The 23,418-nt window shown below is 71.9% G+C and carries 23 protein-coding genes; 11 read left to right on the top strand and 12 right to left on the bottom strand.

Annotated elements, in window-relative coordinates:
- Nucleotides 1–157: 157 nt before the first annotated feature.
- A complete protein-coding gene (locus tag MCHLDSM_RS15545; RefSeq protein WP_048470903.1) occupies nt 158–1,078 on the top strand; it encodes a TauD/TfdA dioxygenase family protein in 921 nt (306 codons plus the stop codon).
- Nucleotides 1,079–1,083: 5 nt separating this feature from the next.
- On the opposite strand, the gene MCHLDSM_RS38140 is transcribed toward MCHLDSM_RS15545, so the two are convergent.
- Nucleotides 1,084–1,236 (bottom strand): hypothetical protein, encoded by a 153-nt coding sequence (locus MCHLDSM_RS38140; RefSeq protein ID WP_156455028.1) that lies wholly within the window; start codon nt 1,234–1,236, stop codon nt 1,084–1,086.
- 172 nt (nt 1,237–1,408) lie between these two features.
- On the opposite strand from MCHLDSM_RS38140, the gene cobG reads away from it, so the two are divergent.
- Genes cobG through MCHLDSM_RS15525 form a run of 4 tightly spaced genes read left to right on the top strand, consistent with a single transcriptional unit; the run spans nt 1,409 to nt 5,765 of the window.
- On the top strand, nt 1,409–2,530 hold the full coding sequence (cobG, locus tag MCHLDSM_RS15540) for a precorrin-3B synthase (RefSeq protein WP_048470902.1): 1,122 nt from the start codon (nt 1,409–1,411) through the stop codon (nt 2,528–2,530).
- A 9-nt stretch (nt 2,531–2,539) separates the two neighbouring features.
- A complete protein-coding gene (locus MCHLDSM_RS15535) occupies nt 2,540–3,166 on the top strand; it encodes a precorrin-8X methylmutase (RefSeq protein WP_048470901.1) in 627 nt (208 codons plus the stop codon).
- Nucleotides 3,163–4,689 (top strand): precorrin-2 C(20)-methyltransferase, encoded by a 1,527-nt coding sequence (locus MCHLDSM_RS15530; RefSeq protein WP_048470900.1) that lies wholly within the window; start codon nt 3,163–3,165, stop codon nt 4,687–4,689. Before MCHLDSM_RS15535 ends, MCHLDSM_RS15530 begins: the two co-directional genes overlap by 4 nt.
- Nucleotides 4,686–5,765 carry a phosphotransferase family protein gene (locus MCHLDSM_RS15525; protein WP_048470899.1) on the top strand — a complete coding sequence of 360 codons (1,080 nt, stop codon included), beginning with the start codon at nt 4,686–4,688 and terminating at the stop codon, nt 5,763–5,765. Before MCHLDSM_RS15530 ends, MCHLDSM_RS15525 begins: the two co-directional genes overlap by 4 nt.
- Here MCHLDSM_RS15525 and MCHLDSM_RS15520 read toward each other — a convergent pair.
- Both MCHLDSM_RS15520 and MCHLDSM_RS15515 read right to left on the bottom strand, forming a co-directional pair.
- Nucleotides 5,728–6,915 carry a bifunctional cobalt-precorrin-7 (C(5))-methyltransferase/cobalt-precorrin-6B (C(15))-methyltransferase gene (locus tag MCHLDSM_RS15520; RefSeq protein WP_048471135.1) on the bottom strand — a complete coding sequence of 396 codons (1,188 nt, stop codon included), beginning with the start codon at nt 6,913–6,915 and terminating at the stop codon, nt 5,728–5,730. The genes MCHLDSM_RS15525 and MCHLDSM_RS15520 overlap by 38 nt on opposite strands.
- Nucleotides 6,912–7,664 carry a decaprenylphospho-beta-D-erythro-pentofuranosid-2-ulose 2-reductase gene (locus MCHLDSM_RS15515; RefSeq protein ID WP_048470898.1) on the bottom strand — a complete coding sequence of 251 codons (753 nt, stop codon included), beginning with the start codon at nt 7,662–7,664 and terminating at the stop codon, nt 6,912–6,914. Before MCHLDSM_RS15515 ends, MCHLDSM_RS15520 begins: the two co-directional genes overlap by 4 nt.
- Nucleotides 7,665–7,698: 34 nt before the next feature.
- Between MCHLDSM_RS15515 and MCHLDSM_RS15510 the strand changes: the two genes are divergently transcribed.
- Nucleotides 7,699–8,112: a F420-dependent biliverdin reductase gene (locus MCHLDSM_RS15510; protein ID WP_109788843.1), complete on the top strand. Its 414-nt coding sequence runs from the start codon at nt 7,699–7,701 to the stop codon at nt 8,110–8,112.
- A gap of 4 nt (nt 8,113–8,116) precedes the next feature.
- Here the strand turns inward: MCHLDSM_RS15510 and MCHLDSM_RS15505 are convergent, their stop codons facing one another.
- The gene (locus MCHLDSM_RS15505) at nt 8,117–9,259 is read right to left on the bottom strand and encodes a M24 family metallopeptidase (RefSeq protein ID WP_048470896.1); all 1,143 of its coding nucleotides are present in this window, start codon (nt 9,257–9,259) and stop codon (nt 8,117–8,119) included.
- Between the two features lie 51 nt (nt 9,260–9,310).
- Here MCHLDSM_RS15505 and MCHLDSM_RS15500 point away from each other — a divergent pair, with 51 nt between their 5' ends.
- Nucleotides 9,311–10,264, top strand: a complete 954-nt coding sequence (locus tag MCHLDSM_RS15500) for a 5'-3' exonuclease (protein ID WP_048470895.1) — start codon at nt 9,311–9,313, stop codon at nt 10,262–10,264.
- A 3-nt stretch (nt 10,265–10,267) separates the two neighbouring features.
- Here MCHLDSM_RS15500 and MCHLDSM_RS15495 read toward each other — a convergent pair whose 3' ends face one another.
- From MCHLDSM_RS15495 to pafA, 7 genes are all read right to left on the bottom strand, one after another.
- Nucleotides 10,268–11,056: a DUF4333 domain-containing protein gene (locus MCHLDSM_RS15495; RefSeq protein ID WP_048470894.1), complete on the bottom strand. Its 789-nt coding sequence runs from the start codon at nt 11,054–11,056 to the stop codon at nt 10,268–10,270.
- 46 nt (nt 11,057–11,102) lie between these two features.
- On the bottom strand, nt 11,103–13,844 hold the full coding sequence (locus MCHLDSM_RS15490) for a DEAD/DEAH box helicase (RefSeq protein WP_048470893.1): 2,742 nt from the start codon (nt 13,842–13,844) through the stop codon (nt 11,103–11,105).
- A gap of 1 nt (nt 13,845) precedes the next feature.
- Nucleotides 13,846–14,793 carry a twin-arginine translocase subunit TatC gene (gene tatC, locus MCHLDSM_RS15485; RefSeq protein WP_048470892.1) on the bottom strand — a complete coding sequence of 316 codons (948 nt, stop codon included), beginning with the start codon at nt 14,791–14,793 and terminating at the stop codon, nt 13,846–13,848.
- A gap of 75 nt (nt 14,794–14,868) precedes the next feature.
- Nucleotides 14,869–15,129 carry a Sec-independent protein translocase subunit TatA gene (gene tatA / locus MCHLDSM_RS15480; RefSeq protein ID WP_048416348.1) on the bottom strand — a complete coding sequence of 87 codons (261 nt, stop codon included), beginning with the start codon at nt 15,127–15,129 and terminating at the stop codon, nt 14,869–14,871.
- A 30-nt stretch (nt 15,130–15,159) separates the two neighbouring features.
- Nucleotides 15,160–16,146 carry a helix-turn-helix transcriptional regulator gene (locus MCHLDSM_RS15475; RefSeq protein ID WP_048470891.1) on the bottom strand — a complete coding sequence of 329 codons (987 nt, stop codon included), beginning with the start codon at nt 16,144–16,146 and terminating at the stop codon, nt 15,160–15,162.
- Complete coding sequence (locus tag MCHLDSM_RS15470; RefSeq protein WP_197044810.1) at nt 16,143–17,147, bottom strand: helix-turn-helix transcriptional regulator; 1,005 nt, start codon at nt 17,145–17,147, stop codon at nt 16,143–16,145. The genes MCHLDSM_RS15475 and MCHLDSM_RS15470 overlap by 4 nt, the downstream gene beginning before the upstream one ends.
- Before the next feature lie 78 nt (nt 17,148–17,225).
- The gene (gene pafA / locus MCHLDSM_RS15465; RefSeq protein ID WP_109788842.1) at nt 17,226–18,584 is read right to left on the bottom strand and encodes a Pup--protein ligase; all 1,359 of its coding nucleotides are present in this window, start codon (nt 18,582–18,584) and stop codon (nt 17,226–17,228) included.
- Between the two features lie 104 nt (nt 18,585–18,688).
- Here pafA and MCHLDSM_RS15460 point away from each other — a divergent pair, with 104 nt between their 5' ends.
- From MCHLDSM_RS15460 to MCHLDSM_RS15445, 4 genes are all read left to right on the top strand, one after another.
- Nucleotides 18,689–18,961 (top strand): DUF7162 family protein, encoded by a 273-nt coding sequence (locus tag MCHLDSM_RS15460; protein ID WP_048470888.1) that lies wholly within the window; start codon nt 18,689–18,691, stop codon nt 18,959–18,961.
- Entirely contained in the window at nt 18,958–20,577 is a 1,620-nt protein-coding gene (locus tag MCHLDSM_RS15455; protein ID WP_048470887.1) for an alpha/beta hydrolase, read from the top strand. Before MCHLDSM_RS15460 ends, MCHLDSM_RS15455 begins: the two co-directional genes overlap by 4 nt.
- Before the next feature lie 4 nt (nt 20,578–20,581).
- A complete protein-coding gene (locus MCHLDSM_RS15450; protein ID WP_048470886.1) occupies nt 20,582–21,484 on the top strand; it encodes an alpha/beta fold hydrolase in 903 nt (300 codons plus the stop codon).
- Nucleotides 21,485–21,566: 82 nt separating this feature from the next.
- A complete protein-coding gene (locus MCHLDSM_RS15445) occupies nt 21,567–22,601 on the top strand; it encodes a spore photoproduct lyase family protein (RefSeq protein WP_201780380.1) in 1,035 nt (344 codons plus the stop codon).
- Here MCHLDSM_RS15445 and MCHLDSM_RS15440 read toward each other — a convergent pair.
- The gene (locus MCHLDSM_RS15440) at nt 22,589–23,407 is read right to left on the bottom strand and encodes an IclR family transcriptional regulator (protein ID WP_048470884.1); all 819 of its coding nucleotides are present in this window, start codon (nt 23,405–23,407) and stop codon (nt 22,589–22,591) included. The two genes, MCHLDSM_RS15445 and MCHLDSM_RS15440, sit on opposite strands and share 13 nt — an antisense overlap.
- Nucleotides 23,408–23,418 lie beyond the last annotated feature (11 nt).

Below are 23,418 nucleotides of genomic sequence, written 5' to 3'. Positions count from 1 at the left end.
TTTGCTGGCGATCACCGGTTCTGGTGTCGAGCGTTACCCGATCTTGACTGTGGCGAAACGGCGCCGGTTCGGTTCTCGGTGAATCTAAGGGTGGTCGGCGCAAGGCTGCGGGGCGAACGTGGAGGCAAAGGTCTGCGTGTGTGGGAAAGGTGGGGCGATGTCAGCGCTTCGTGTCGTCAAGCTCGGCGCCGTCATCGGTGCGCGCATCGAGGGGGTCGATCTCGCCGGGGGCGTGGACGCCGCGACGGCCGCCGAGATCAACGTCGCGCTGCTCGAGCACAAGGTGATCTTCTTCCGCGGTCAGCACGGTCTCGACGACGACGGTCAGTTGGCGTTCGCGCGCACCCTCGGCACACCGACGACCGCGCACCCGACGGTGACCTCCCGCGGAACCAAGGTCTTGCCGATCGATTCGCGCTACGACAAGGCCAACAGCTGGCACACCGACGTCACGTTCGTCGACCGCATCCCGAAGGCTTCGCTGCTGCGCGCCGTCACGCTGCCGCCCTACGGCGGCACGACGACCTGGGCGTCGACGGAGGCCGCCTACGATCGGCTGCCGGAGCCGCTGCGCGCGCTCGCCGAGAACCTCTGGGCGGTGCACACCAACACCTACGACTACGCCCGTGACATCGACGGCCGGCGAGAGGCGTTGGCCGACACCGAACGTCAGTACCGGGAGGAGTTCGTGTCCGACTACTACGAGACCGAACACCCCGTCGTGCGGATCCACCCCGAGACCGGCCGGCGCGTCCTGCTGCTCGGCAACTTCGTCAAGGGGTTCGTGGGACTCGGACGCACCGAATCGGCGGCGCTGTTCGATCTGTTCCAGGCGCGGATCACGAAGCTGGAGCACACCATTCGGTGGAACTGGGAGCTCGGCGACGTCGCGGTCTGGGACAACAGGGCCACCCAGCACTACGCCGTCGCCGACTACGACAACCAGTTCCGCCGGCTCACCCGGGTGACGCTGGCCGGTGACGTCCCCGTCGACGTCCACGGCGAGCGCAGCCGGGTGATCGCCGGGGACGCCTCGGGCTACTCCGACATCGTCGTGCCGGTGCGGCTGGCCAGCTGAGCGGATCAGAGCCGCTCCATCATCCGGGCCATCATCGCCTGTTCGATGAAGTCCGGCCGCCGGGTGCGCTGCCGCCGTGCCCGCCGCCGCTGCGGCACGACCGGGTCGGTCGATGCGGCATGCGCCGGTGCGTCGAGTCCCATGGTCAGTTCGGTCATGTCGTCCACTCCTGCAATCCCGCGGGCCCGCGGTCCGGGCCCGTCGTCATCGAAAAGTAGGTTCGGCACCCATCAAGATCACGGGTAGCGACGTACTCGAATCGCGGGGCGGCGGGCCGTTTCCCACCTGCGTGCCGCGCTTCGGCTACCTGCTACCGCGTACCGTGGACGGGTGACCAGGGCCCGCGACACCGACGCCTGCCCCGGTGCGGTGCAGACCCACCGGGCCGCCGACGGCGACCTCGCGCGCGTCCGCCTGCCGGGCGGCATGCTGACCGCCGCGGCGATGGAGGCGATCGCCACGGCGGCCCTCGACCTCGCCGCCCCGGCGCTGGAGCTGACGTCGCGGGGAAATGTGCAGATCCGGGGTGTGCGCGACGCCGCCGCGCTGGCCGACCGGCTCACCGACGCCGGCCTGCTGCCGTCGACGACGCACGAGAAGATCCGCAACATCGTCGCCTCTCCCCTGGCCGGCCGACGCGGTGGTGTGCGCGACGTCCGGGAGACGGTGCTCGCCCTCGACGCAGCGCTGCAACAGGATGCGGACGTGGCCGCGCTACCGGGCCGGTTCCTGTTCGGCATCGACGACGGCAGCGGCGACATCTCCGGTCTGGGCGCCGACGCCGGGGTGCACGTCCTGGACGACGAGACCGCCGCGCTGCTGCTCGCCGGAACCGACACCGGGGTGCGAATCGCCGTCACCGACGCGGTCGAGACCCTGCTGTCCATTGCCCGACGTTTCGTCGAGATCCGCGGAAAAGCCTGGCGGATAAGGGAACTGCCCGATCCGGAGCCGTTGCTGGAACCCCTGCTGGCGACGGCGCCACCCGGGCGGACGTGGCCGGTGCAGACCCGGCCCCCGGTGGGTTGGATCGAGCAGCACGACGGCCGGATCGCGCTGGGCGCCGCCGTCCCGCTGGGAGTGCTGGACGCCGACGTGGCCCGCTACCTGGCCGCGGTGGAGGCGCCGCTGGTGGTCACCCCGTGGCGGTCGGTGCTGATCTGCGATCTCGACGACGGTGTCGCCGACGCGGCGCTGCGGGTGCTCGCCCCGCTCGGCCTGATCTTCGACGACGCGTCGCCGTGGCTGTCGGTGTCGGCCTGCACGGGCCGGCCCGGCTGCGCCCACGCGCTCGCCGACGTGCGCGCCGACGCCGCGGCGGCCCGCCACGACGCCACCGCCGCGGTGCACCGGCACTTCGTCGGCTGCGACCGCGCCTGCGGCAGCCCACCCGACGGAGAGGTGCTGGTCGCGACGGGAGACGGCTACCGGGCGCGGCGGGCCCACCCGTAGGGTGATCGGGTGCTCGACTACATCCGCGATGCCGGGGAGATCTACCGGCAGTCGTTCGCGACGATCCGTGCCGAGGCCGACCTCTCCCGCTTCCCCGACGACGTCGCCCGCGTCGTCGTCCGGTTGATCCACACCTGCGGTCAGACCGACGTCACCGAGCACGTGGCGTTCACCCCCGACGTCGTCGAACGCGCCTACGCCGCGCTGGCCGCCGGCGCCCCGATCCTGTGCGACTCGTCGATGGTCGCCGCCGGCATCACCCGGTCGCGGCTGCCCGCCGACAACGAGGTCATCTCCCTGGTCGCCGACGACCGGGCGGCCGCCCTGGCCGCGCGGCAGGCCACCACCCGGTCCGCGGCGGCCGTCGACCTGTGGGCCGACCGGCTGCCGGGCGCGGTGCTGGCCATCGGCAACGCCCCCACCGCGCTGTTCCGGTTGCTCGAGATCGTCGACGGCGGCGTCGCACCGCCCGCCGCCGTGCTCGGCGGTCCGGTCGGCTTCGTCGGCTCGGCGCAGTCCAAGGACGAGCTCATCGAGCGTCCGCGCGGCATGTCCTATCTGGTGGTCACCGGCCGACGCGGCGGCAGCGCGATGGCCGCCGCCGCCGTCAATGCGATCGGGACCGTGGCCGAATGATCGAGCGCCGGGGAACGCTGTGGGGTGTCGGGCTGGGACCCGGCGATCCGGAACTGGTCACCGTCAAGGCGGCCCGGGTGATCGGGGCGGCCGACGTGGTCGCGTACCACAGTGCGCGGCACGGCCGCAGCATCGCCCGCGGCATCGCCGAGCCGTATCTGCGGGACGGCCAGATCGAGGAGCACCTCGTCTACCCGGTCACCACCGAGACCTCCGAGCATCCCGGCGGCTACGCCGGCGCGATGGAGGACTTCTACCGTGAGTCCGCTGAGCGCATCGCCGCGCACCTCGACGCCGGCCGCGACGTCGCGCTGCTGGCCGAGGGTGACCCGCTGTTCTACAGCTCCTACATGCACATGCACACCCGCCTCACCCGGCGCTTCGACGCGGTGATCGTGCCCGGGGTGACCTCGGTCAGCGCCGCGTCGGCGGCCATCGCCACCCCGCTCGTGCAGGGCGACGAGGTGCTGACGATCCTGCCGGGCACGCTGCCCGCCGACGAGCTGAGACGCCGGCTGGCCGACACCGACGCCGCGGTCATCATCAAACTGGGCCGGTCGTATCCCGCAGTGCGCGAAGCACTGTCGACCGCAGGCCGGCTCGAGGACGCGTTCTACGTGGAGCGCGCCAGCACCGCGCGCCAACGGGTGCTGCCCGCCGGCGAGGTCGACGACGCCTCGGTCCCCTACTTCTCGCTGGCGATGCTGACCGGCCGCCCACGGGTGCGGGCGGGTACCGGATCGGTCACCGTGGTCGGGCTGGGCCCCGGCGACATCGACTGGATGACCCCGCAGAGCCGCCGCGAGCTGGCCGCGGCCACCGACCTGATCGGCTACGGCCCGTACCTCGACCGCGTGGGCGTCCGCGAAGGCCAGCGCAGGCATCCCAGCGACAACACCGACGAACCGGCCCGCGCCCGGCTGGCGTGCTCGCTGGCCCAGCAGGGCCACACCGTGGCGGTGGTCTCCTCCGGCGATCCGGGTGTGTTCGCGATGGCCACCGCGGTGCTCGAAGAGGCCAAGGAGTGGCCCGGGGTGGACGTGCGGGTGATCCCGGCGATGACGGCCGCGCAGGCGGTGGCCAGCCGGGTGGGCGCCCCGCTGGGCCACGACTACGCGGTGATCTCGCTGTCGGACCGGCTCAAGCCGTGGGACGTGATCGCGGCCCGCCTCACCGCGGCGGCGCAGGCCGACATGGTGCTCGCCATCTACAACCCGGCGTCGAAGACGCGCACCTGGCAGGTCGGTGCGATGCGGGACCTGCTGCTCGAGCACCGCGACGCCGGGACGCCGGTGGTCATCGGCCGGGACGTCGCGGGACCTCACGAGTCGGTGAAGGTGGTGCGGCTGGCCGACCTCGACCCCGCCGACGTCGACATGCGCTGCCTGCTGATCGTGGGATCGTCGCAGACGCAGTGGTATTCGGGTGACGAGAGCGCGGATCGGGTGTTCACCCCCCGGCACTACCCGCGGACCGCGAGCCCGGCGCACACCCGCCGACCGACCGATGAGGTGACCTCGTGAGCATTCCCCGCTCCCCCGCCGACCTCACCCCGGCCTGGCTCGGTTCGGTACTGGGCGCCGAGGTCACCGACGTCGAGGTGACCGCCATCGGCACCGGCCAGACCGGCGCCACCTACCGGGTGGCCGCCACGTATGCCGACGCCGCGGGGCTGCCTGCGACGTTCGCGGTCAAACTGCCCGCCCAGGACGACACCGTGCGCGAGCGCGTCGCGCTCGGCTACCTGTCGGAGGTCGAGTTCTACTCGACGGTGACCGACGAGGTCGCCATCCCGGTGCCGGGCTGCTTCCACAGCGAGATCTCCTCCGATGGAAGCGATTTCGTGCTGGTCCTGGCCGACATGGCCCCTGCCGAGCAGGGCGACCAGATCGCCGGCTGCACCCCGGACGAGGCGGCGCTGGCCGTCGATGCGCTGGCCGGCCTGCACGGTCCCAGCTGGTGTCAGCGGCGCTGGTGCGACCTGGCGTCGATCATCATGCCCAAGCCGGGCGACGCGGCCGCCGCCGGCGGCCTGGGCGAGATCGCGCTGATGGCGGCGAACATCACGCTGGACAAACTCGGCGGCGAGGTCACCGAGGAGGACCGCGACACGCTGCTGACCTCGATGGGCCTGGTGACACCCTGGCTGCTCGCCGAGCCGCAGCGATTCTCGCTGATGCACGGCGACTACCGGCTGGACAACCTGCTGTTCGACCCGGACCGCACGCGGGTCACGGTGGTCGACTGGCAGACGATCGGGGTGGGCCTGCCGACGCGCGACCTGGCCTACTTCACCGCCACCAGCCTGCTCCCCGAGATCCGTCCCACCGTCGAGCGCGACCTCGTGCAGCGCTACCACGCCGCGCTGCTGCGCCACGGCGTCACCGACTACGACGTCGAAACATGTTGGCAGGATTACCGTCTCGGCGTTCTGCAGGCGCCGTTCCTGACCACGCTCGGCTTCGCGTTCGCCGCGTCCACCGAGCGGGGCGACGAGATGATCCTGACGATGCTCAGCCGCGGGTGCCAGGCGATCCGGGACCTCGACGCGATCGACCTCGTCAGGTCGTACGAGGCTTCGTCACCAGCCACTGCGTGACCGGCATCGCCGGTCGCCAGCCGGTGAACGAACCCACCGGCTCGCCGCGGTAGTGCTGGTAGCGGCGCAGTTCCCCGCCCACGCGTGAATACCACTGCAGCACAACAGCTTCGGACTCGGCTGTCACCGCGTTGGCGACCAGCCGGCCACCGGCGGGCAGCCGGTCCCAGCACGCCGTGAGCAGATCGGGCCCGGTGACCCCGCCTCCGACGAAGATCGCCGCCGGGGTGGGGGCCGACGCGAACGACTCCGGCGCGCCTGCCCGCACGTCGAGCACCACCCCGAACGTGCGCGCGTTGTCGCCGATGCGTGCGCGACGCTGGGGATCGCGCTCGAACGCGACGGCGCGGCACCCGGTTCCGGCGCGGCACCACTCGATCGCCACGCTTCCCGACCCGGCGCCGACGTCCCACAGCAGCTCCCCGGGTCGCGGGCTCAGCGCCGCCAGGGTGACCGCCCGCATCGCCTGCTTGGTGAGCTGCCCGTCGTGGGAGAACGCGTCGTCGGGCAGCACGGCCGCGAGTCGCTCGTCGGGCAGGTAACGCACCGCGATGACGTTCAGATCGTCGACGTCGCCGGGCGGACGGGCCGCCCACTCCCGGGCCGTCGACGAGCGGCGCAGTTCGCGCGGACCGCCGAGTTGCTCGAGGATCGTCACCTCGGAGTCGCCGCGGCCCGTCGCGGTGAGCAGCCGAGCCAGTTCGGCCGGGCTCGTCCGGTCCCGGGAAAGCACGACGGCCTGCCCGCCGCGCCGGATCGCGCTGACCGGTTCGGCGGTGACCAGGCTGATCACCTCGGTGTCCTGCACCGACCAGCCGACCCGTGAGCAGGCCAGCGTCACCGACGACACGTGCGGCAGCACCGCGACCCGGTCGGCGCCGTGACGGCGGATCAGCGTGCTGCCCACACCGTGCAGCAACGGATCCCCGCTGGCCACCACGTGCACGTCACCGTCGGCGCCGTCGAGCAGGGTGTCGATCGCGGGCAGCATCGGGCTCGGCCACGGCCGCCGGACCGCACCCACGGTCTCGTCGAGCAGATCCAGCTGCCGCGCAGAGCCGTAGACGACTGTCGCCCTGGCCAATTCGGCGCGCGCCGGCGGAGCCAGCCCGGCCATGCCGTCGGCCCCGATACCGACCACGACGATCACCTCGGCAGCCTTCGCCACACCCACCGCGGCGTCACCCGGAACGCCGCGGCCAGCGCGGCCAGCGGCCTGGGCACCCACACCACCTGCCGGCCCGCGCGCAGCGCCGCGACGGTGGCGTCGGCGACCTGGGCCGGTGTGCTCGACAACGGCGCCGGCGCCATCCCCTCGGTCATCCGCCCGATCACGAACCCGGGCCGCACCAGCAGCAGCCGCACCCCGGTTCCGTGCAGCGCGTCGGCGAGTCCGCTGCAGAACGCGTCGAGCCCCGCCTTGGCCGATCCGTACACGTAGTTCGCCCGGCGCGCCCGCACACCGGCCACCGACGAGAACGCCACCAACGTGCCGTGCCCGGCGTCGCGCATCACGTCGGCGAGCACCGTGAGCAGACTCACCTGCGCGACGTAGTCGGTGTGCGCGATCGCCGCCGCGTGCGCCGCGTCCTTCTCCGCGAGCGCCTGATCGCCCAGGATGCCGAACGCCAGCACCGCGGTCCCGATCGGGCCGTGCGCGGCCACGATGTCGTCGACCACCCGGCGGTGCGAGGCGAGGTCGTCGGCGTCGAAGGCCACGCGGTGCACGGCCGTCGCACCGGCCTGGGTCAGGGCTGCGGTCTCCGCGTCGAGATCGTCGGGGCGACGCGCCGCGAGCACGACCGTCGCACCGGCGGCCAGCCTGCGCGCCACCTCCACGCCGATCTCGCTGCGGCCGCCGAAGACCACGACCGGGTTCACCTCCGCCGTGTCCTTCATGGCTGCGATTATGTCCTGCGCTAGCGTGGGCGCGATGGGCAAGGCAACCACCCGGCTGACCACCGACGCGATCGCGTTCCTGACCGAGCGTCACCTCGCGATGCTGACGACGTTGCGGGCGGACCAGTCGCCGCATGTGGTGGCCGTCGGGTTCACCTTCGATCCCGCCACCCACATCGCCCGCGTGATCACCACCGGCGGTTCGCAGAAGGCGGTCAACGCCGACCAGCGCGGTGTCGCGGTGCTCAGCCAGGTCGACGGTGCGCGCTGGCTGTCGCTGGAGGGCACATCCACCGTGTACACCGACATCGACAAGGTCCGTGACGCCGAACTGCGCTACGCGCAGCGCTACCGGACCCCGCGGCCCAACCCCAAGCGCGTGGTGATCGAGGTCCGCGTGGAGCGGGTGCTGGGCTCGTCGGGACTGCTCGACCGCGGCGAGAGCTGACCCGTCAGCCGACCGGCACCACGACGAGGTCGTGCGGGCGGTTGTTCACCGACAGCGCGCCGTCGGCGGTGACGATCACGATGTCCTCGATGCGCGCACCCCACTGGCCGGGGAAATAGATGCCCGGCTCGACGGAGAACGCCATCCCCTCCTGCAGCGCCAGCGAGTTCCCGGCCACGATGTAGGGCTCCTCGTGCACGGACAACCCGATGCCGTGCCCGGTGCGGTGCACGAACGCCTCGGCCAGCCCCTCGGCGGCCAGCACATCGCGGGCGGCGGCGTCGACCTGTTCGGCGGTGACGCCGGGCCGCACCGCCGCGACCGCCGCCTGCTGGGCCCGCTGCAGTACCGCGTACCGCCGTGCCACCTCGGGGTCGGGATCCCCGATGCTGTAGGTGCGGGTGGAGTCGGAGTTGTACCCGGGCTCGTAGGGTCCCCCGATGTCGACGACCACGACGTCGCCGGCGGCCAGTTCACGATCCGAGCACTCGTGGTGCGGGTCCGCACCGTGCGGACCGGAACCGACGATGATGAAGGCCACCTCCGAATGCCCCTCGGCGACAATGGCTTCGGCGATGTCGGCGGCGACGTCGGCCTCGGTGCGGCCGGGCACCAGGAACTCCGGGACGCGGGCGTGCACCCGGTCGATCGCCGCCCCGGCCTTGCGCAGCGCGTCGATCTCTGCCGGATCCTTGACCATGCGCAGCGTGCGCAGCACGTCGGTGGCCAGCACCGGCACCACACCGAGTACCTCGGCCAGCGGCAGCAGGTGCAGCGCGGGCATCGAGTCGGTCACCGCGACGGCCCGCCCCACCCCGCCGAGGGCGTCGGCCACCAGCGCGTACGGGTCATCACCGTCGACCCAATCCCGCACCGCCACACCGAGTTCGGTGACCGCCGACTCCTTCAGGGCGGCCAGTTCCAGGCGCGGCACCACGATCGTCGGAGCGCCGTCGGCGGGCAGCACCAGCGCGGTCAGCCGCTCGAACGTCTGCGCCCGCGACCCCACCAGGTAGCGCAGGTCGTAGCCCGGGGTGATGACCAGGCCCGCGAGCCCGGCCCCTGCGGCGGCCTGCGCCGCGGCGGCCAGGCGGTGGGCGTACACCTCGGTGGGAAAACGGGCCGGCAGCGAGGACGGGGAAGCCATGCCGCCCAGGCTAGTGTCCGGCGCCGCGGCCGGTGCGCGAAGATACCGGGTGTGACTGCTCCCCTGGTACTCCTCGACGGCGCGAGCATGTGGTTCCGCTCCTACTTCGGTGTCCCCTCGTCGATCACCGCTCCCGACGGCCGCCCGGTCAACGCGCTGCGGGGTTTCCTCGACGCGGTCGCCACCGTGATCACCCGCGAGCAGCCCCACCGGCTGGTGGTGTGCCGCGACGACGACTGGCGGCCGCAGTGGCGCGTCGACCTCGTGCCGTCCTACAAGGCGCACCGGGTGGTGCAGGAGAACCCCGGCGACGAACCCGACGTCGAGGAGGTGCCGGACGACCTGACGCCGCAGGTCGACATGATCATGGAGATCCTCGACGCGTTCGGCATCGCCACCGCCGGCGCGCCCGACCACGAAGCCGACGACGTACTGGGCACCCTCGCCGACCGCGAGCGCCGCGACCCGGTCGTCGTCGTCAGCGGTGACCGCGATCTGCTGCAGGTCGTGCGCGACGAGCCCACGCCGGTTCGGGTGCTCTACCTGGGCCGCGGCCTGGCCAAGGCCACCACGTTCGGTCCGGTGGAGGTCGCCGACACCTACGGGGTGCCGGTCGACCGGGCCGGCGCGGCCTACGCGGAACTGGCGCTGCTGCGCGGTGATCCGTCCGACGGACTTCCCGGCGTCGCGGGGGTCGGCGAGAAGACGGCGTCCAGCCTGCTCACGAAATACGGCTCGCTGGAGGCGATCCTCGCCGCGGCCGAGGACGCCACCTCGAAGCTCACCCGGGCCCATCGGACCAAGCTGCGGTCGGCGGCCGACTACATCGCCAAAGCCGCTCCCGTGGTGCGGGTCGCCACCGACGCGGCGGTCACCTTCTCGACGACGGACGACACGCTGCCGTTGGCCGCCGCGCACCCCCGCAAAGTCGTCGAACTGGCCGAGCGCTACGGCGTGTCGTCCTCGATCGGGCGGCTGCAGAAGGCGCTCGACGCGCTCCCCTGACGGCTACTTGGGCCGGCCGACCTCGTAGGTGCCCTTGTCGTCCTGGAACGTGACCGTCACCTGACGCTTGGTGCCGTCGATGCTGACCTCGCAGTCGAAGGTGTCACCCTTCTTCACCGTGGGGCTGACACCGTTGTTGCACTTGACGTTGCTGACGTTCTTGGCGCCGTAGCCGTTGGTCTCGTCGGTGAGGATCTGCTGCACACCGGTCTGCGCGGCGTTGACGTCGAGCTTGGTGGTAACGAAGAAGCCCGGCTTCCAGAAGCCGAGCACCAGCACCACGGCGACGATGATCGCGGCCAGCAGGCCGATGATCCCGCCGACGAGGGCCAGCGAGCGCTTGGAGCCCTCCTCCTGGCCGGGCGCCTGGTAGTTCGGGTACTGCCCGTACTGACCGGGCTGGCCCGGCTGCCCGTACTGGGGCTGCTGACCGTAGGCGCCGGGCTGGCCGTACTGCGGCTGCTGACCGTAGGCGCCCGGCTGCCCGTACTGCCCCGGCGGCGGATAGGCCGGCTGGTTGTAGTCGGTCTGCTGGCCGTACTGCTCGGTCGACGGGTACTGCTGCGGCGGGTAGGTCGGCGGCTGCGTGGGCTGCTGGTACTGGGGATACTGCTGCGGCGTGTACGCCGGCGGCTGCCAGGACTGCTGGTCCGGCGCCTGCGGCTGCTCGGACCCGGACGGCGGCTGCCAGCCCTGATGCGACGATTCACCCGTCTGCTGCTCCGTGCCAGACTCAGGCTGATGACCCGGCCACGGCTGCTGCGTCGGGTCAGATCCCTGCGGTCCGCTCATTTCTCTCCTCGGTCGTGCACGGCTGTCTGGTGTAGCTGGCCACACACTACCCGGCGTCAACGGCGACGACGCCGCGCCGAACGTCGTTGATCGCGCGTTTCGCGGTTGCCCGCAACGCCGGTGACGGTGCGGCGTTGCGCACCTGATCGGCCAAGTCGAGGACCTGGCGGCACCAGCGGACGAAATCACCGGCGGGCATGGTCACCCCGTTCCCCGGGTCGCTCGCGGCCAGCGCCGAGGCGAGGTCGCCGGTGCGGGCCCAGCGGTGGATCGCGGCGACGAATCCGTCGTCGGGTTCGCGACTGGCGCTGATGCGCTGGCGCTGTTCGTCGGCCCGCAACTCGCTCCACAACCGGCGGGTCTGGTTGAGCGCGCGGCGGAGCCGGCCGGTGGGGATCTCGGTGCCGTCCCCGGCGCCGTGCCCGTCGCGGCGCGACTCGTACACCACCGCCGACAGCGCAGCCGCGAGTTCGGCCGGGTCGAGGTCGTCCCACACCCCGGCGCGCAGGCACTCGGCGACCAGCAGATCGCTCTCGCTGTAGATGCGGGCCAGCAGCCGGCCGTCGTCGCTCACCGCCGGCGCGTCGCCCGTCTGGTCGATGAAGCCCCGCTCGGTGAGCAGCACGACGATCCGGTCGAAGGTGTGGGCCAGCGAGTTCGTCGCGGTCGCGATCTTGCGGCGCAGCTGCTCGTTCTCGCGCTCGATCTTGAGGTACCGCTCGGCCACCCGCGACCGGTCCTCCCGGTCGGGCAGCTGATGCGCCCGGTGCGCGCGCATGCGGTCGCGCAGCGACGCGAGCTCGGGGTCCACGTCGGGTTCGGCCTGCGGCCCGCTGCGCCGCCGCCGCGCGGACGGGACGTCGAGGCCCTCCGCGGCCGACGTGAGCGCCGAGGCCAGGTCGCGGCGGGCACGCGGGTTGCGGTGCTCGACCCGTTTGGGCAAGGTCATCCGGCCCATCGGTGCGACGGCACCGGAGTAGTCGGCCGACGAGATCCTGCCCGCCCACCGGGTCTCGGTCAGCACCAGCGGGCGCGGATCGTCGTCGTCGCGGGCCGGTTCGAGGACCACGGCCAGCCCGCCGCGCCGGCCGTGGGTGATCGTGATGATGTCACCGCGGCGCAGCGCCGTCAGCGCGTCGTTGGCGGCCTGGCGGCGCTGCAGCCGGGACGAGCGCGACTGCGCCCGCTCCCGCTCGGAGATCTGGGCGCGCAGCCGCACGTAGTCCAGGATCGGGGCGTCGCGGCCGCCGAGTTCGGCGGTCAGCTCACCGAGCAGCTTCTCGCCACGTTCCACGGCGCGCACCAGCCCGACCACCGAGCGGTCGGCCTGGTACTGCGCGAACGACCGCTCGAGCAGCTGATGGGCCTGCTCGGGTCCCATCTGGTGGACGAGGTTGATCGTCATGTTGTAGGTCGGGGCGAACGAACTGCGCAGCGGGAAGGTGCGCGTAGAGGCCAGGCCGGCCACCTCGGCGGGGTCGACGTCGGGGTTCCACAGCACGACTGCGTGCCCCTCGACGTCGATGCCGCGCCGCCCCGCCCGGCCCGTCAGCTGGGTGTACTCCCCGGGCGTCAGCGGCAGGTGCTGCTCACCGTTGAACTTCACCAGCCGTTCCAGCACCACCGTGCGGGCCGGCATGTTGATGCCCAGCGCCAGCGTCTCGGTGGCGAACACCGCCTTGACCAGACCGGCGGTGAACAACTCCTCCACGGTGTGGCGGAAGGTGGGCAGCATGCCGGCGTGGTGGGCGGCCAGCCCGCGCAGCAGCCCTTCGCGCCACTCGTGGAAGTCGAGCACGACCAGATCCGCGTCGTCGAGGTCGGCCGTGCGCCGGTCGACGATCTCGGCGATGCGGATGCGCTCCTCGTCGGTGGTGAGCCGCAGCGACGAGCGCAGACACTGCTTGACCGCGGCGTCGCACCCGGCCCGGGAGAAGATGAACGTGATCGCCGGCAGCAGGTCGCGCTGCTCGAGAACCCCGATGACGTCGGCGCGGCCCGGGGTGCGGTAGATCGTCGGCCGCCCGGGCCTGCCGCGACCCCGCGGCTGCCAGTCGGCCAGCCGGTCGGCCTCGCGCCGATGGGAGATGTGGCGCAACAACTCCGGGTCGACCAGCAGGTCGCGGCCCGCGCGCGCCGGGCCCGACGCGCGGTAGTCGAACAGGTCGAGCAGCCGCTTGCCGACCAGCACGTGCTGCCACAGCGGCACCGGCCGGTGTTCGTCGACGACGACGGTGGTGTCCCCGCGCACGGTCTGGATCCACCCACCGAACTCCTCGGCGTTGCTCACCGTGGCCGACAGGCTGACCAGCCGCACCCCCTCGGGCAGGTGCAGGATCACCTCCTCCCAGACCGCGCCGCGCATCCGGTCGGCCAGGAAGTGCACCTCGTCCATGACGACGAAGGAAAGTCCCTGCAGCGCAGGCGAATCCGCATAGAGCATGTTGCGCAGCACCTCGGTGGTCATCACCACCACATCGGCGTCGCCGTTGATGTTCTGATCCCCGGTGAGCAGACCGATGCGCTCGGCCCCGTAGCGGCGCACCAGGTCGTTGTGCTTCTGGTTGCTCAGCGCCTTGATCGGCGTGGTGTAGAAGCACTTGCCCCCGGCGGCCAGCGCGAGGTGCACGGCGAACTCGCCGACCACGGTCTTGCCGGCGCCGGTCGGCGCGCACACCAGCACACCGTGCCCCTGGGCGAGGGCGTCACACGCGCGGCGCTGAAAACCGTCCAGCGCGAAGGGAAGTAACTCGGTGAACGCCGCGACGGAGTCGGTGTCGGAGGGCATGTCAGGTGGCGTCGTCGTCGATCACGAGCCGCGACGGCGCGGGCACCGCCGACGGCGCCTCGAGGGGTTCGGCCGGGCCGATCGGGGCGGCCTCGTCCTCGGGAACCGACTCGAGCTCGCGGCGGGCCTTGCGCCGGTCGTTGACGCGCGCGAGCTGAATCGCGACCTCGAGCAGCACGGTCAGCGCCAACGCCAGCGCCAGCATCGAGAACGGATCGGAGCCGGGGGTGGCGAACGCGGCGAAGACGAAGAGACCCATGATCAAGCCACGCCGCCAGGCCTTCAGCCGCGCGTAGGTCAGCACACCGACCAGGTTCAACATGACGATCAGCAGCGGGAACTCGAAGCTGATCCCGAAGACCAGCAGCAGGTTGATCAGGAAGCCGAAGTACTGATCGCCCGACAGCGCCGTGATCTGCACATCGCTGCCCACGGTCAGCAGGAAACCCAGCGCCTTGGCCAGCACGATGTAGGCCAGCAGCGCGCCGGAGATGAACAGTGCCGCCCCCAGCGTCACGAACGCGACGGCGAACCTGCGCTCCTTGCTGTACAGGCCGGGCGTGATGAACGCCCACAGCTGGTGCAGCCACACCGGGCACGCGAGGACGATCCCCGCCATCAGACCGACCTTGAGACGCAGCATGAACTGATCGAACGGCGCGGTGGCGAGGAGGCGGCACTCGCCGTCCGGGGCGATGGTCGCCCGCGCCGACGCCGGCAGTGAGCAGTACGGACCGCGCAGCCAGTCGCCCAGGCTGGGCAGCCCGAAAGCCCCGTGGCTGTACCAGAAGAATCCGAGGGTCGTGGTGACCAGAACGGCCAGCACCGAGATCAGCAGTCGGGTCCGCAGTTCGGTGAGGTGTTCGACCAGCGACATCGTGCCGTCGGGATTGACCCGGGAGCGGCGGCGGCGCGGGTCGAGCTTCTTGAAGAGTCCGGGCATCTGCACGTCGAGGAGGGCCTACCTGTTCACAGGCGCAGGACTACGGCGCGGACGGGGCCCGCGCCGTGTCGAGGGGGCGATTCAGGCGGGGCGCTTGTCCGACGACGGTTCGGTGTGCGTCGTCGCGCCGCCGGCGGGCCGGTCGGCGTCGGTCACCCGCTCCGAGGAGATCTGAGTCGGTGTGTCGGATTTCGACTCCGCCTGCATCTCCTTGATCTCGGACTTGAAGATGCGCATCGACTTGCCGAGCGAGCGGGCTGCGTCGGGGAGCTTCTTGGCGCCGAAGAGCAGCACGAACACGGCGATGACGATGATCCAGTGCCAGGGTTGTAGACCACCCAATTTGGTTACCTCCAGACGTCTGCGCCGAGTCTACCCGCCGGGGCGCTCGTCACCGACCCGATAGGCGTCCAGGGCGGCGACGGCCGCTCGCTGCACCCGCTCGGCCAGCGGCTGCGGCTCGAGGACCCGCACCGCCGAGCCGAAGCCGAGGACGAACCGGGCCATCCAGTCGTCCGAGGCGTAGGTCATCGCGGCGTCGCACGACCCGTCGGGGTACTCCTGCAGCACCCGCAGCGGGTAGTAGTCGAACATCCACGCCGCCGAACGGTCCACCCGCAGCGTCGCCGTCGGCAGCGACGGGTCGGCGGTGTCCGGGTCGAACAGCGACGTGTCGGGCCCGGCCTGCACCGCGGGCGGCGGCGGGGCCGACGGCTCGTCGAGCACTCGGGCGTCGACGATCCGGTCGAAGCGGAACAGCCGGACCGCCTCGGCGGTGCGACACCACGCCTCCAGATAGCTGTGGTCGGCGACGAGCACCACCCGGATCGGGTCCACCACCCGGCTCGACAGCATGTCGTGCGAGGCCGAGTAGTACTCGATCGCCAGCGCCCGGTCCCCGCGCACCGCCGTGCGCACCGCGGCGGCGGCCTCGCTCTCCACCGGTGCCGGCTCGTCGACCGCCGCGCCCTCGACCCCGTGGCCCGCACTGCCCGCCGCGGACTCGATCTTGGCGATCGCGCTGCGGGCCGCCTCCGGGTCGACCATGCCGGGCACGTCGACCAGCGCGCGCAACGCCACCAGCACACCGGTGGCCTCCGGGGAGGTCAGCCGCAGCGGGTGGTCCATGCCCGCGGTGAACGTCACCTCGATGGTGTCGCCGGAGAACTCGAAGTCGATCAGATCACCGGGGCCGTAGCCGGGCAGCCCGCACATCCACAGCTGGTTGAGGTCGTCGCGCAGCTGCTTGACGCTCACCCCGAGGTCGGCGGCGGCCTCGTCGTAGGTGATCCGCGGATTCGCCTGGAAATACGGCACCATGTTCAGCAGCCGCACCAGCCGCGTGCTCACGGCGGTCACGCCCGCACCTGCTCGACGCCGGCCTGGGCCGCCAGCCGCGCGATGACGTCCTCGCGCAGCGAGGCCGGCTCCAGCGCGACGGCGTCCGCGCCGTAGCTGGCGACTTCGCGGGCCAGCCGGTCGAACATGCCGATGTCGAGGGTGATCTCCTGCCCGGCGCGGCCGCCGAGCGTCTTCGCGCCGACGACGGTGGCCCGCCGGCGCAGCGCGGTGGCCTTGCCGTCGGCCACCCAGATCCGGGCCTGTCCCGCGCCGGGCCAGTCGCCCACCACCTTCGCGACGATCTCGCGCAGGTTCACCCCGGGCGGCCGGACCACCTCGCCGGGTTCGCCGATCGGGGTCACCTCGGCGCCGATGCGGGACAGCCGGAACGTGCGGACCGCGTCGCGGTCGCGGTCGTGGCCGACCAGGTACCAGCGGCCGCGGTCGGTGACCACACCCCACGGCTCGACGGTGCGCATCACGTACGGCTCGCTGCGCGACGGCCGGTGCGGGAAGCGCACGGCGCGGCCGGAGTCGATGGCCGACAACAGGATTCCCAGCACGTCCTCCGAGCCGCGCAGGCCCGGCAGTGCGGCGGTCGAGGTGATCGCGACGTCGAGGTCGTCGACGGCCTCGATCTCCACGCCGGCGGCCCGCAGTTTCAGCAGTGCGCTCTGGGTCGCGGTGATCAGCTCCGGGGACTCCCACAGCTGGGTCGCGACCGCGACGGCGGCGGCCTCGTCGGGGGTCAGCTCCACCGCGGGCAGCGCGTACGCCTCCCGGTTGATCCGGTAGCCCTCCGTCGGGTCGGTCGAGGACACCCGGCCCGTCTCCAACGGGATGCCGAGGTCGCGCAGTTCGTTCTTGTCGCGCTCGAACATGCGGGAGAACGCCTCGTCGCTGGCCCCGTCGGAGTAGCCGTAGACGGTCTCGCGGATCCGGTCGGCGGTGATGAACGTCCGCGTCGACAGCAGCGCGATGACGAGGTTCATCAACCGTTCGACTTTTGAGATCCCCACGCCGTAGAGCTTAAGGCGAATCGGCGGTGGGCTCGGACGGCCGTCCGCGGCGCGCCGCCACCCAGGCTCACATCACGCTCACATCGAGGCGATGAGCCGCTTGACCCTCTCGTCGACCGAGCGGAACGGGTCCTTGCACAGCACGGTGCGTTGCGCCTGGTCGTTGAGCTTGAGGTGCACCCAGTCGACGGTGAAGTCGCGGCCGGCCTCCTGGGCGGCGCTGATGAACTCGCCGCGCAGCTTGGCGCGGGTGGTCTGCGGCGGCGTGTTGACCGCGGCCTCGATCTCCTCGTCGGTGGTGATGCGCGCCGCCAGACCCTTGCGCTGCAGCAGGTCGAACACACCGCGGCCGCGCTTGATGTCGTGGTAGGCCAGGTCCAGCTGGCTGATCTTGGCGTCGGACAGGTCCATGTCGTAGCGGTCCTGATACCGCTGGAACAGCTTGCGCTTGATCACCCAGTCGATCTCGGTGTCGACCTTGGCGAAGTCCTGGCTCTCGACCGCGTCGAGTTGGCGGCCCCACAGGTCGACCACCTGCTCGATCTGCGTGTTGGGTTCCCGGGTCTGCAGGTACTCGACCGCGCGGGCGTAGTACTCGCGCTGGATGTCGAGTGCGCTGGCCTGCCGCCCGCCGGCGAGACGGACGGGGCGCCGTCCGGTCAGGTCATGGCTGACCTCGCGGATCGCCCGGATCGGGTTGTCCAGCGAGAAGTCGCGGAACGCGACGCCGGCCTCGATCATCTCCAGCACCAGCGAGGCCGAGCCGACCTTGAGCATGGTGGTGGACTCGCACATGTTGGAGTCGCCGACGATGACGTGCAGGCGCCGGTACTTCTCGGCGTCGGCGTGCGGCTCGTCGCGGGTGTTGATGATCGGGCGCGACCGGGTGGTGGCGCTCGAGACGCCCTCCCAGATGTGCTCGGCGCGCTGCGACAGGCAGAACGTCGCGGCCTTCGGCGTCTGCAGCACCTTGCCGGCGCCGCAGATCAGCTGGCGGGTGACCAGGAACGGCAGCAGCACATCGGAGATCCGGGAGAACTCGCCGGCGCGCACGATCAGGTAGTTCTCGTGGCAGCCGTAGGAGTTGCCCGCCGAGTCGGTGTTGTTCTTGAACAGATAGATGTCGCCGCCAATGCCCTCGTCGGCGAGCCGTTGCTCGGCGTCGACGAGCAGGTCTTCGAGCACCCGCTCACCCGCACGGTCGTGGGTGACCAGCTGGGTCAGGTTGTCACACTCGGCGGTCGCGTACTCGGGGTGGCTGCCCACGTCGAGGTACAGGCGCGCACCGTTGCGGAGGAAGACGTTGCTGCTGCGTCCCCACGACACCACCCGCCGGAAGAGATAGCGGGCGACCTCGTCCGGACTGAGCCGGCGATGGCCGTGGAACGTGCAGGTGACACCGAATTCGGTTTCGATGCCCATGATTCGTCGCTGCACCTCATCGAGACTAGCCGCTGCTCGGCGCGGGCGTGGTTGTCCACGCCCAAAGAAGGCTGTGGATAACCCGGCGGGAGGGCACCCGCGGGGTGCCAGCATGAGCCATGGGGGAATTCACGCGGGTCGACGTCGAACGCCTGCGCGGTGTCGCCGACCGGGTCTGGGCGATCGCGGACGAGATCGGGGCGCTGCCGTGCCCGGCCCTCGACCCCGCCGCGCTGCCGGGATCGCGGGTCGCGGCCGTGTCCGCCGCGGCGGTGGTCGCCGGGCTCGAGGACGTCGCCGCCGGGCTGCGGGGCTGGGCGCTGGCGGCGCGCCGCGCCGCCGAGGATTTCGAGCGTGCCGACCGCGACGGCGGGGACCGGCTGGGCCGGTGAGCCGTCCGACGGTGGCGCAGGCGCAGGCGTGGCACCCCGATGCGCTGCGCGATCTGGCGTCGGACTGCGACGAGCTGGCCCGCCGGATCTGCGGCGAGGCCGACGCCGTGCTGGCGTCGAGCGACGGCACCCGCGAGCACTGGGAGGGGGCCGCGGCCGAGGCCGCCCGACGGCAGGCCGGCAGCGTGGCCGCCGCAGCTGCAGCGCTGGCGCGTCAACTGATCGCCGCGTCGGTGGCCGCGACCGACGGTGCGGAGCAGCTGGCCGCCGCGCGCAGCGACGTGCTCGACGTCCTCGAACGGGCCCGCCGGGACGGACTCGCCGTCGCCGAGGACGGTTCGGTCACCCGCGCGGCGACCCTGGATCCGGTGCTGGTCCTGCTGGCCGGGGGCGACGCGACCGCGGCCGGACAGATGCTCGATGTCGCTGCGGCACAGACACATTCACAACTCACGGCGGCCCTCGACCGGCTGGACGCGGCCGACGACGACGCGGCGTCCGACCTCGCCGCGGCGCTGAGCGGGGACACCCGCGCCACCCCGGCGCCCACCGTGCCCGCCGGCGCCGCGCCCGGTCCCCCGGTCGACGTCGTGGGCGGCTGGCCGACGACGGGCCAGGACGACATCGCCGGCCAGATCGCCGCGATGACACCCGAGCAGCGCGACCGGCTGGTCGCCCAGTACCCGCGGCAGGTCGGCAACACCGATGGAATTCCGTGGCCGATGCGGGTCGCCGCGAACCGGATCAACATCGCCGCGGCCATCCTGGCCGAGTCCGGGCGCGACACCGAGTCCCGCCGACGGATCGCCTTGTATCGCGGGCTGCTCGCCGAGGTCGACGACCCGATCCGCGCCGGGGGCCGCATCCAGCGCCAGATCCTGGCGTTCGACCCCGCCCGCTCGTCGCTGGTCGAACTGCACGGCGACCTCGCGACCGCGCACAGCGTCGCGGTGCTGGTGCCGGGGGTGAACACCACCGTCGAGGGCTCGGCGGCCACCGCCGCCACCGCACGCCGGTTCGTGTCCGGCAGCCACGGCGACGCGGCGGTCATCACCTACCTCGGCGGACCGTTCCCCCAGGTGCACGATCCCGCCGCCGTGCTGCTCGAGGCCGCCGACCCGCGCAGCGCGCTGGACATGGCGCCGCGCCTGGTGGCGTTCAGCGAAGACGTCGACCGCGCGGTGGCGCCCGGCGTCCCCGTGACGGTGATCGGGCACTCGTACGGCGGCTCGATCGTCGGCACCGCCGAGGCGCTGGGGCTCACGTCGGATAGGACGCTGTTTCTGGCCGCCGCCGGCTCCGGGGTCGGCGTCGACGACCCGTCGGACTGGCACAACCGCAATCCCGACGTGCTGCGCTTCTCGATGACCGCGCCCGGCGACTTCATCGAGGCCGTGCAGGGCATCCCGGGCGGGCCGCACGGTGCCGACCCCGACGAGATGCCCGGCGTGATCCGTTTGCGCGCAGGGTATTACGACGACGGCCGGCCGGTGGCCGGATGGGAGGCCCACAGCGGCATGCTGAACCGGCCCTCGGATTCGTGGCGGACGGTGCTCGCGGTCATCACAGGGGATTCCGAAACGCTGCATCGCGCCGGCGCCGACGCGCCACAATGAGCGCATGGGGTTACGGGCATCGCGCAGCGCGCCCGTCGACGGTTTCCGGCTGACCTTCGACCGCTTCGGCACTCCCGGCGCCCCGTCGGTGCTGCTGCTGCACGGCTGGCCCGGCAACCGGCACGACTACCGGCGGCTGGTGCCGCTGCTGCTCGCCTCCGGCCGGACCCTCGACGTGGTGGTGCCCGATCTGCGCGGCTTCGGCGGTTCCGACAAGCACGACGTGGCCGTCAGCCACTTCTACAGCGCGTCGGCGCAGGCGGCCAGCGTCGTCGGGCTGATCGCCGAGCTCGGTCTGGCGCCGGTGGTGATCGGCGGGTACGACGTCGGCAGCCGCGTCGCCCAGAGTGTGGCGCGCATGCACCCCGACCTGGTGCACGCGCTGGTGCTGTCCCCGCCGCTGCCCGGTGCGGGCGAACGCGTGCTCACCGCACCCGCGCAAGCCGAGTTCTGGTACCAGGCGTTTCACCAGCTGCCGCTGTCGGCGCGGCTGGTCGACGGCAATCACGACGCCGTGCGCGACTATCTGTCGCACTTCTGGAGTCATTGGTCCGGACCGGGATTCACCCTCGGCGAGGACGACCTCGACGCGCTGGTGGCCGACTACGCACTGCCGGGCGCCTTCACCGCCTCGATCGCGTGGTATCGGGCCGGGGCGGGCACCATCGCGCAGTCGCTGACCGAGCTCCCGCCCGAGCAGGCGATCAGGATCCACGCCCCCACCGATGTGCTGTGGCCGGGCCGCGATCCGCTGTTCCCCCCTGCGTGGTCGGACCGGCTCGAGCACTACTTCACCGACGTGACGCTGCACACCGCCCCCGACGCCGGTCACTTCACCCCGCTGGAGTGCCCCGACGCGTTCGCCCGCCTGCTGCTCGAGCGGAGAACACCGCATCCGCAGGAATGACGACAAGATCAATTCCGTTGCTCCCCAAGCGATGACGACATCTCCCCCCGGACCTGTGCGGTGGCTCCCCCGGCGTGTGCTGGTGACGCGCTCGGCGGCAGAACTCCCGCACGGCGCGAAGATCATCTCCCGGTGCGAGGCCGCCGGCGTTCGCGACATCGACGTCCTGCGCGGTGACCGCTTACCCTCGCTGCGCGGCGAGGACGATCGGTCCACCTACGCGCTGGCCAAACGCACGCTCGCGGTGGTCGTCGCGCCTCCGTCGAAGCGGCGGATGCAGCCGATCCCGCCGAGTGCGGACTGGCGGATGGACCTCGCCGAGGGATGCCCCGGGCACTGCCAGTACTGCTATCTCGCGGGCTCGCTGTCCGGGCCGCCGATCACGCGGGTGTATGCGAACCTGCCCGAGATCCTCGCCGGCATGGACGACCACGTGGGCCTTGGCACTGTCACGTCGGCCTCGGTGCGCGCCGGCGAGGGCACCACGTTCGAGGCGTCCTGCTACACCGATCCGCTGGCGCTCGAGCATCTGACCGGATCGCTGTCGACGGCCATCGCCCACGTCGGCACCCACGACTGGGCGGCCCGGGTCGGGCTGCGGTTCACCACCAAGTACGAAGACGTCGCGCCGCTGCTGAACCTGCCGCACCACGGCAGGACCCGGGTGCGGGTGTCGGTCAACGCCGAGGAGATCGCCGGACGCTTCGAGGGCGGCACCGCCCGGCTGCCCCGACGGGTGGCGGCGCTGGCCGCACTGGCCGCCGCGGGCTACCCGGTGGGCCTCACGATCGCGCCCATCATGCCGATCCCGGACTGGCGCAGCGGTTACGGCGATCTGCTGCGCACCGTGGCCGACGCCACCGCGGACATCCCGGACCTCGATCTGACCGTCGAGTGCATCACCCACCGCTTCACCGCGGCCAGCAAGGACGTGCTGACGTCGTGGTACCCGCGGACGAAACTGGAGATGGACGAGGCGGCCCGGACACGCAAGTTCGGCAAGTACGGCGCGGCGAAGTACGTCTATCCCAAAGACACGATGGCGCAACTGCGGTCCTGGTTCGACGCCGAACTCGCCGCGACGCTGCCGTCCGCCCGGACGCTCTACTGGACCTGACCGGCCCGCGCGCTCCAGCCGAGGCGGCGGCTCACGGCGTCGGCGGCGGCCACCGTGCGTTTCGCCACCTCGTCGAACCGCTCCACCGACAGCCGGTAGGCCGGTCCCGAAACACTCAGTGCCGCAACCACTTGCGAGTGGACGTCGAAGATCGGCGCGGCCACCGCGTTCAGACCCACCTCGAGTTCCTCGGTGACACTGGCCCATCCGCGCTCCCGCACCGCGGCCAGCTGCTCGGCGAGGTCGTCGACGGTGGTCACGGTGGCGTCGGTGAAGGGCACCCAGGGCGGGCGCAGCCGGGCCCGCACGTCGGCCGGCTCCAGGCCTGCGAGCAGCACCTTGCCACTGGAGGTGGCGTACGCCGGGCAGCTCTGGCCGACCCAGGTGCGCAGCGTGATCTCCGCCGGGCCGATCGACTCGACGATGTTGACGATGCGGTCACCGTCGAGCACCGCCACGTTGGTGGTCTCCCCCACGTCGATGCTCAGCGCGTCGCAGATGTCCTGGCTCGTCTTCACCAGGTCGGCGTGCCCCCCGGCCGCGTAGGACAATCGGGAGATCGCCAGCCCGAGGCGGTACTTGCCGCGTTCGGAGATCTGTTCGACGTAGCCGCGGGCCTCGAGCGCGGCGACCAGCCGCGACGCGGTGGACTTGTGCACGCCGAGCTCGGCGGCGATCTCGGTGACCCCGGCCTGCCCGAGACCGGCGATGATCTCCAGCACCTGCAACGCCCGGTCGACGGATTGCACGGCGGCGGCCGGCTCCCGGGGTGCGCGCTCGGAGGGGGTGGGCTCGGGGGAAGGCATTGCTCACCGAC

The organism is Mycolicibacterium chlorophenolicum (genome assembly GCF_001044235.1).
In the GTDB taxonomy this organism is placed as follows: domain Bacteria; phylum Actinomycetota; class Actinomycetes; order Mycobacteriales; family Mycobacteriaceae; genus Mycobacterium; species Mycobacterium chlorophenolicum.
Note: the sequence above shows the minus strand (reverse complement) of the source record. Positions and strands in the feature narration are given on the sequence as shown.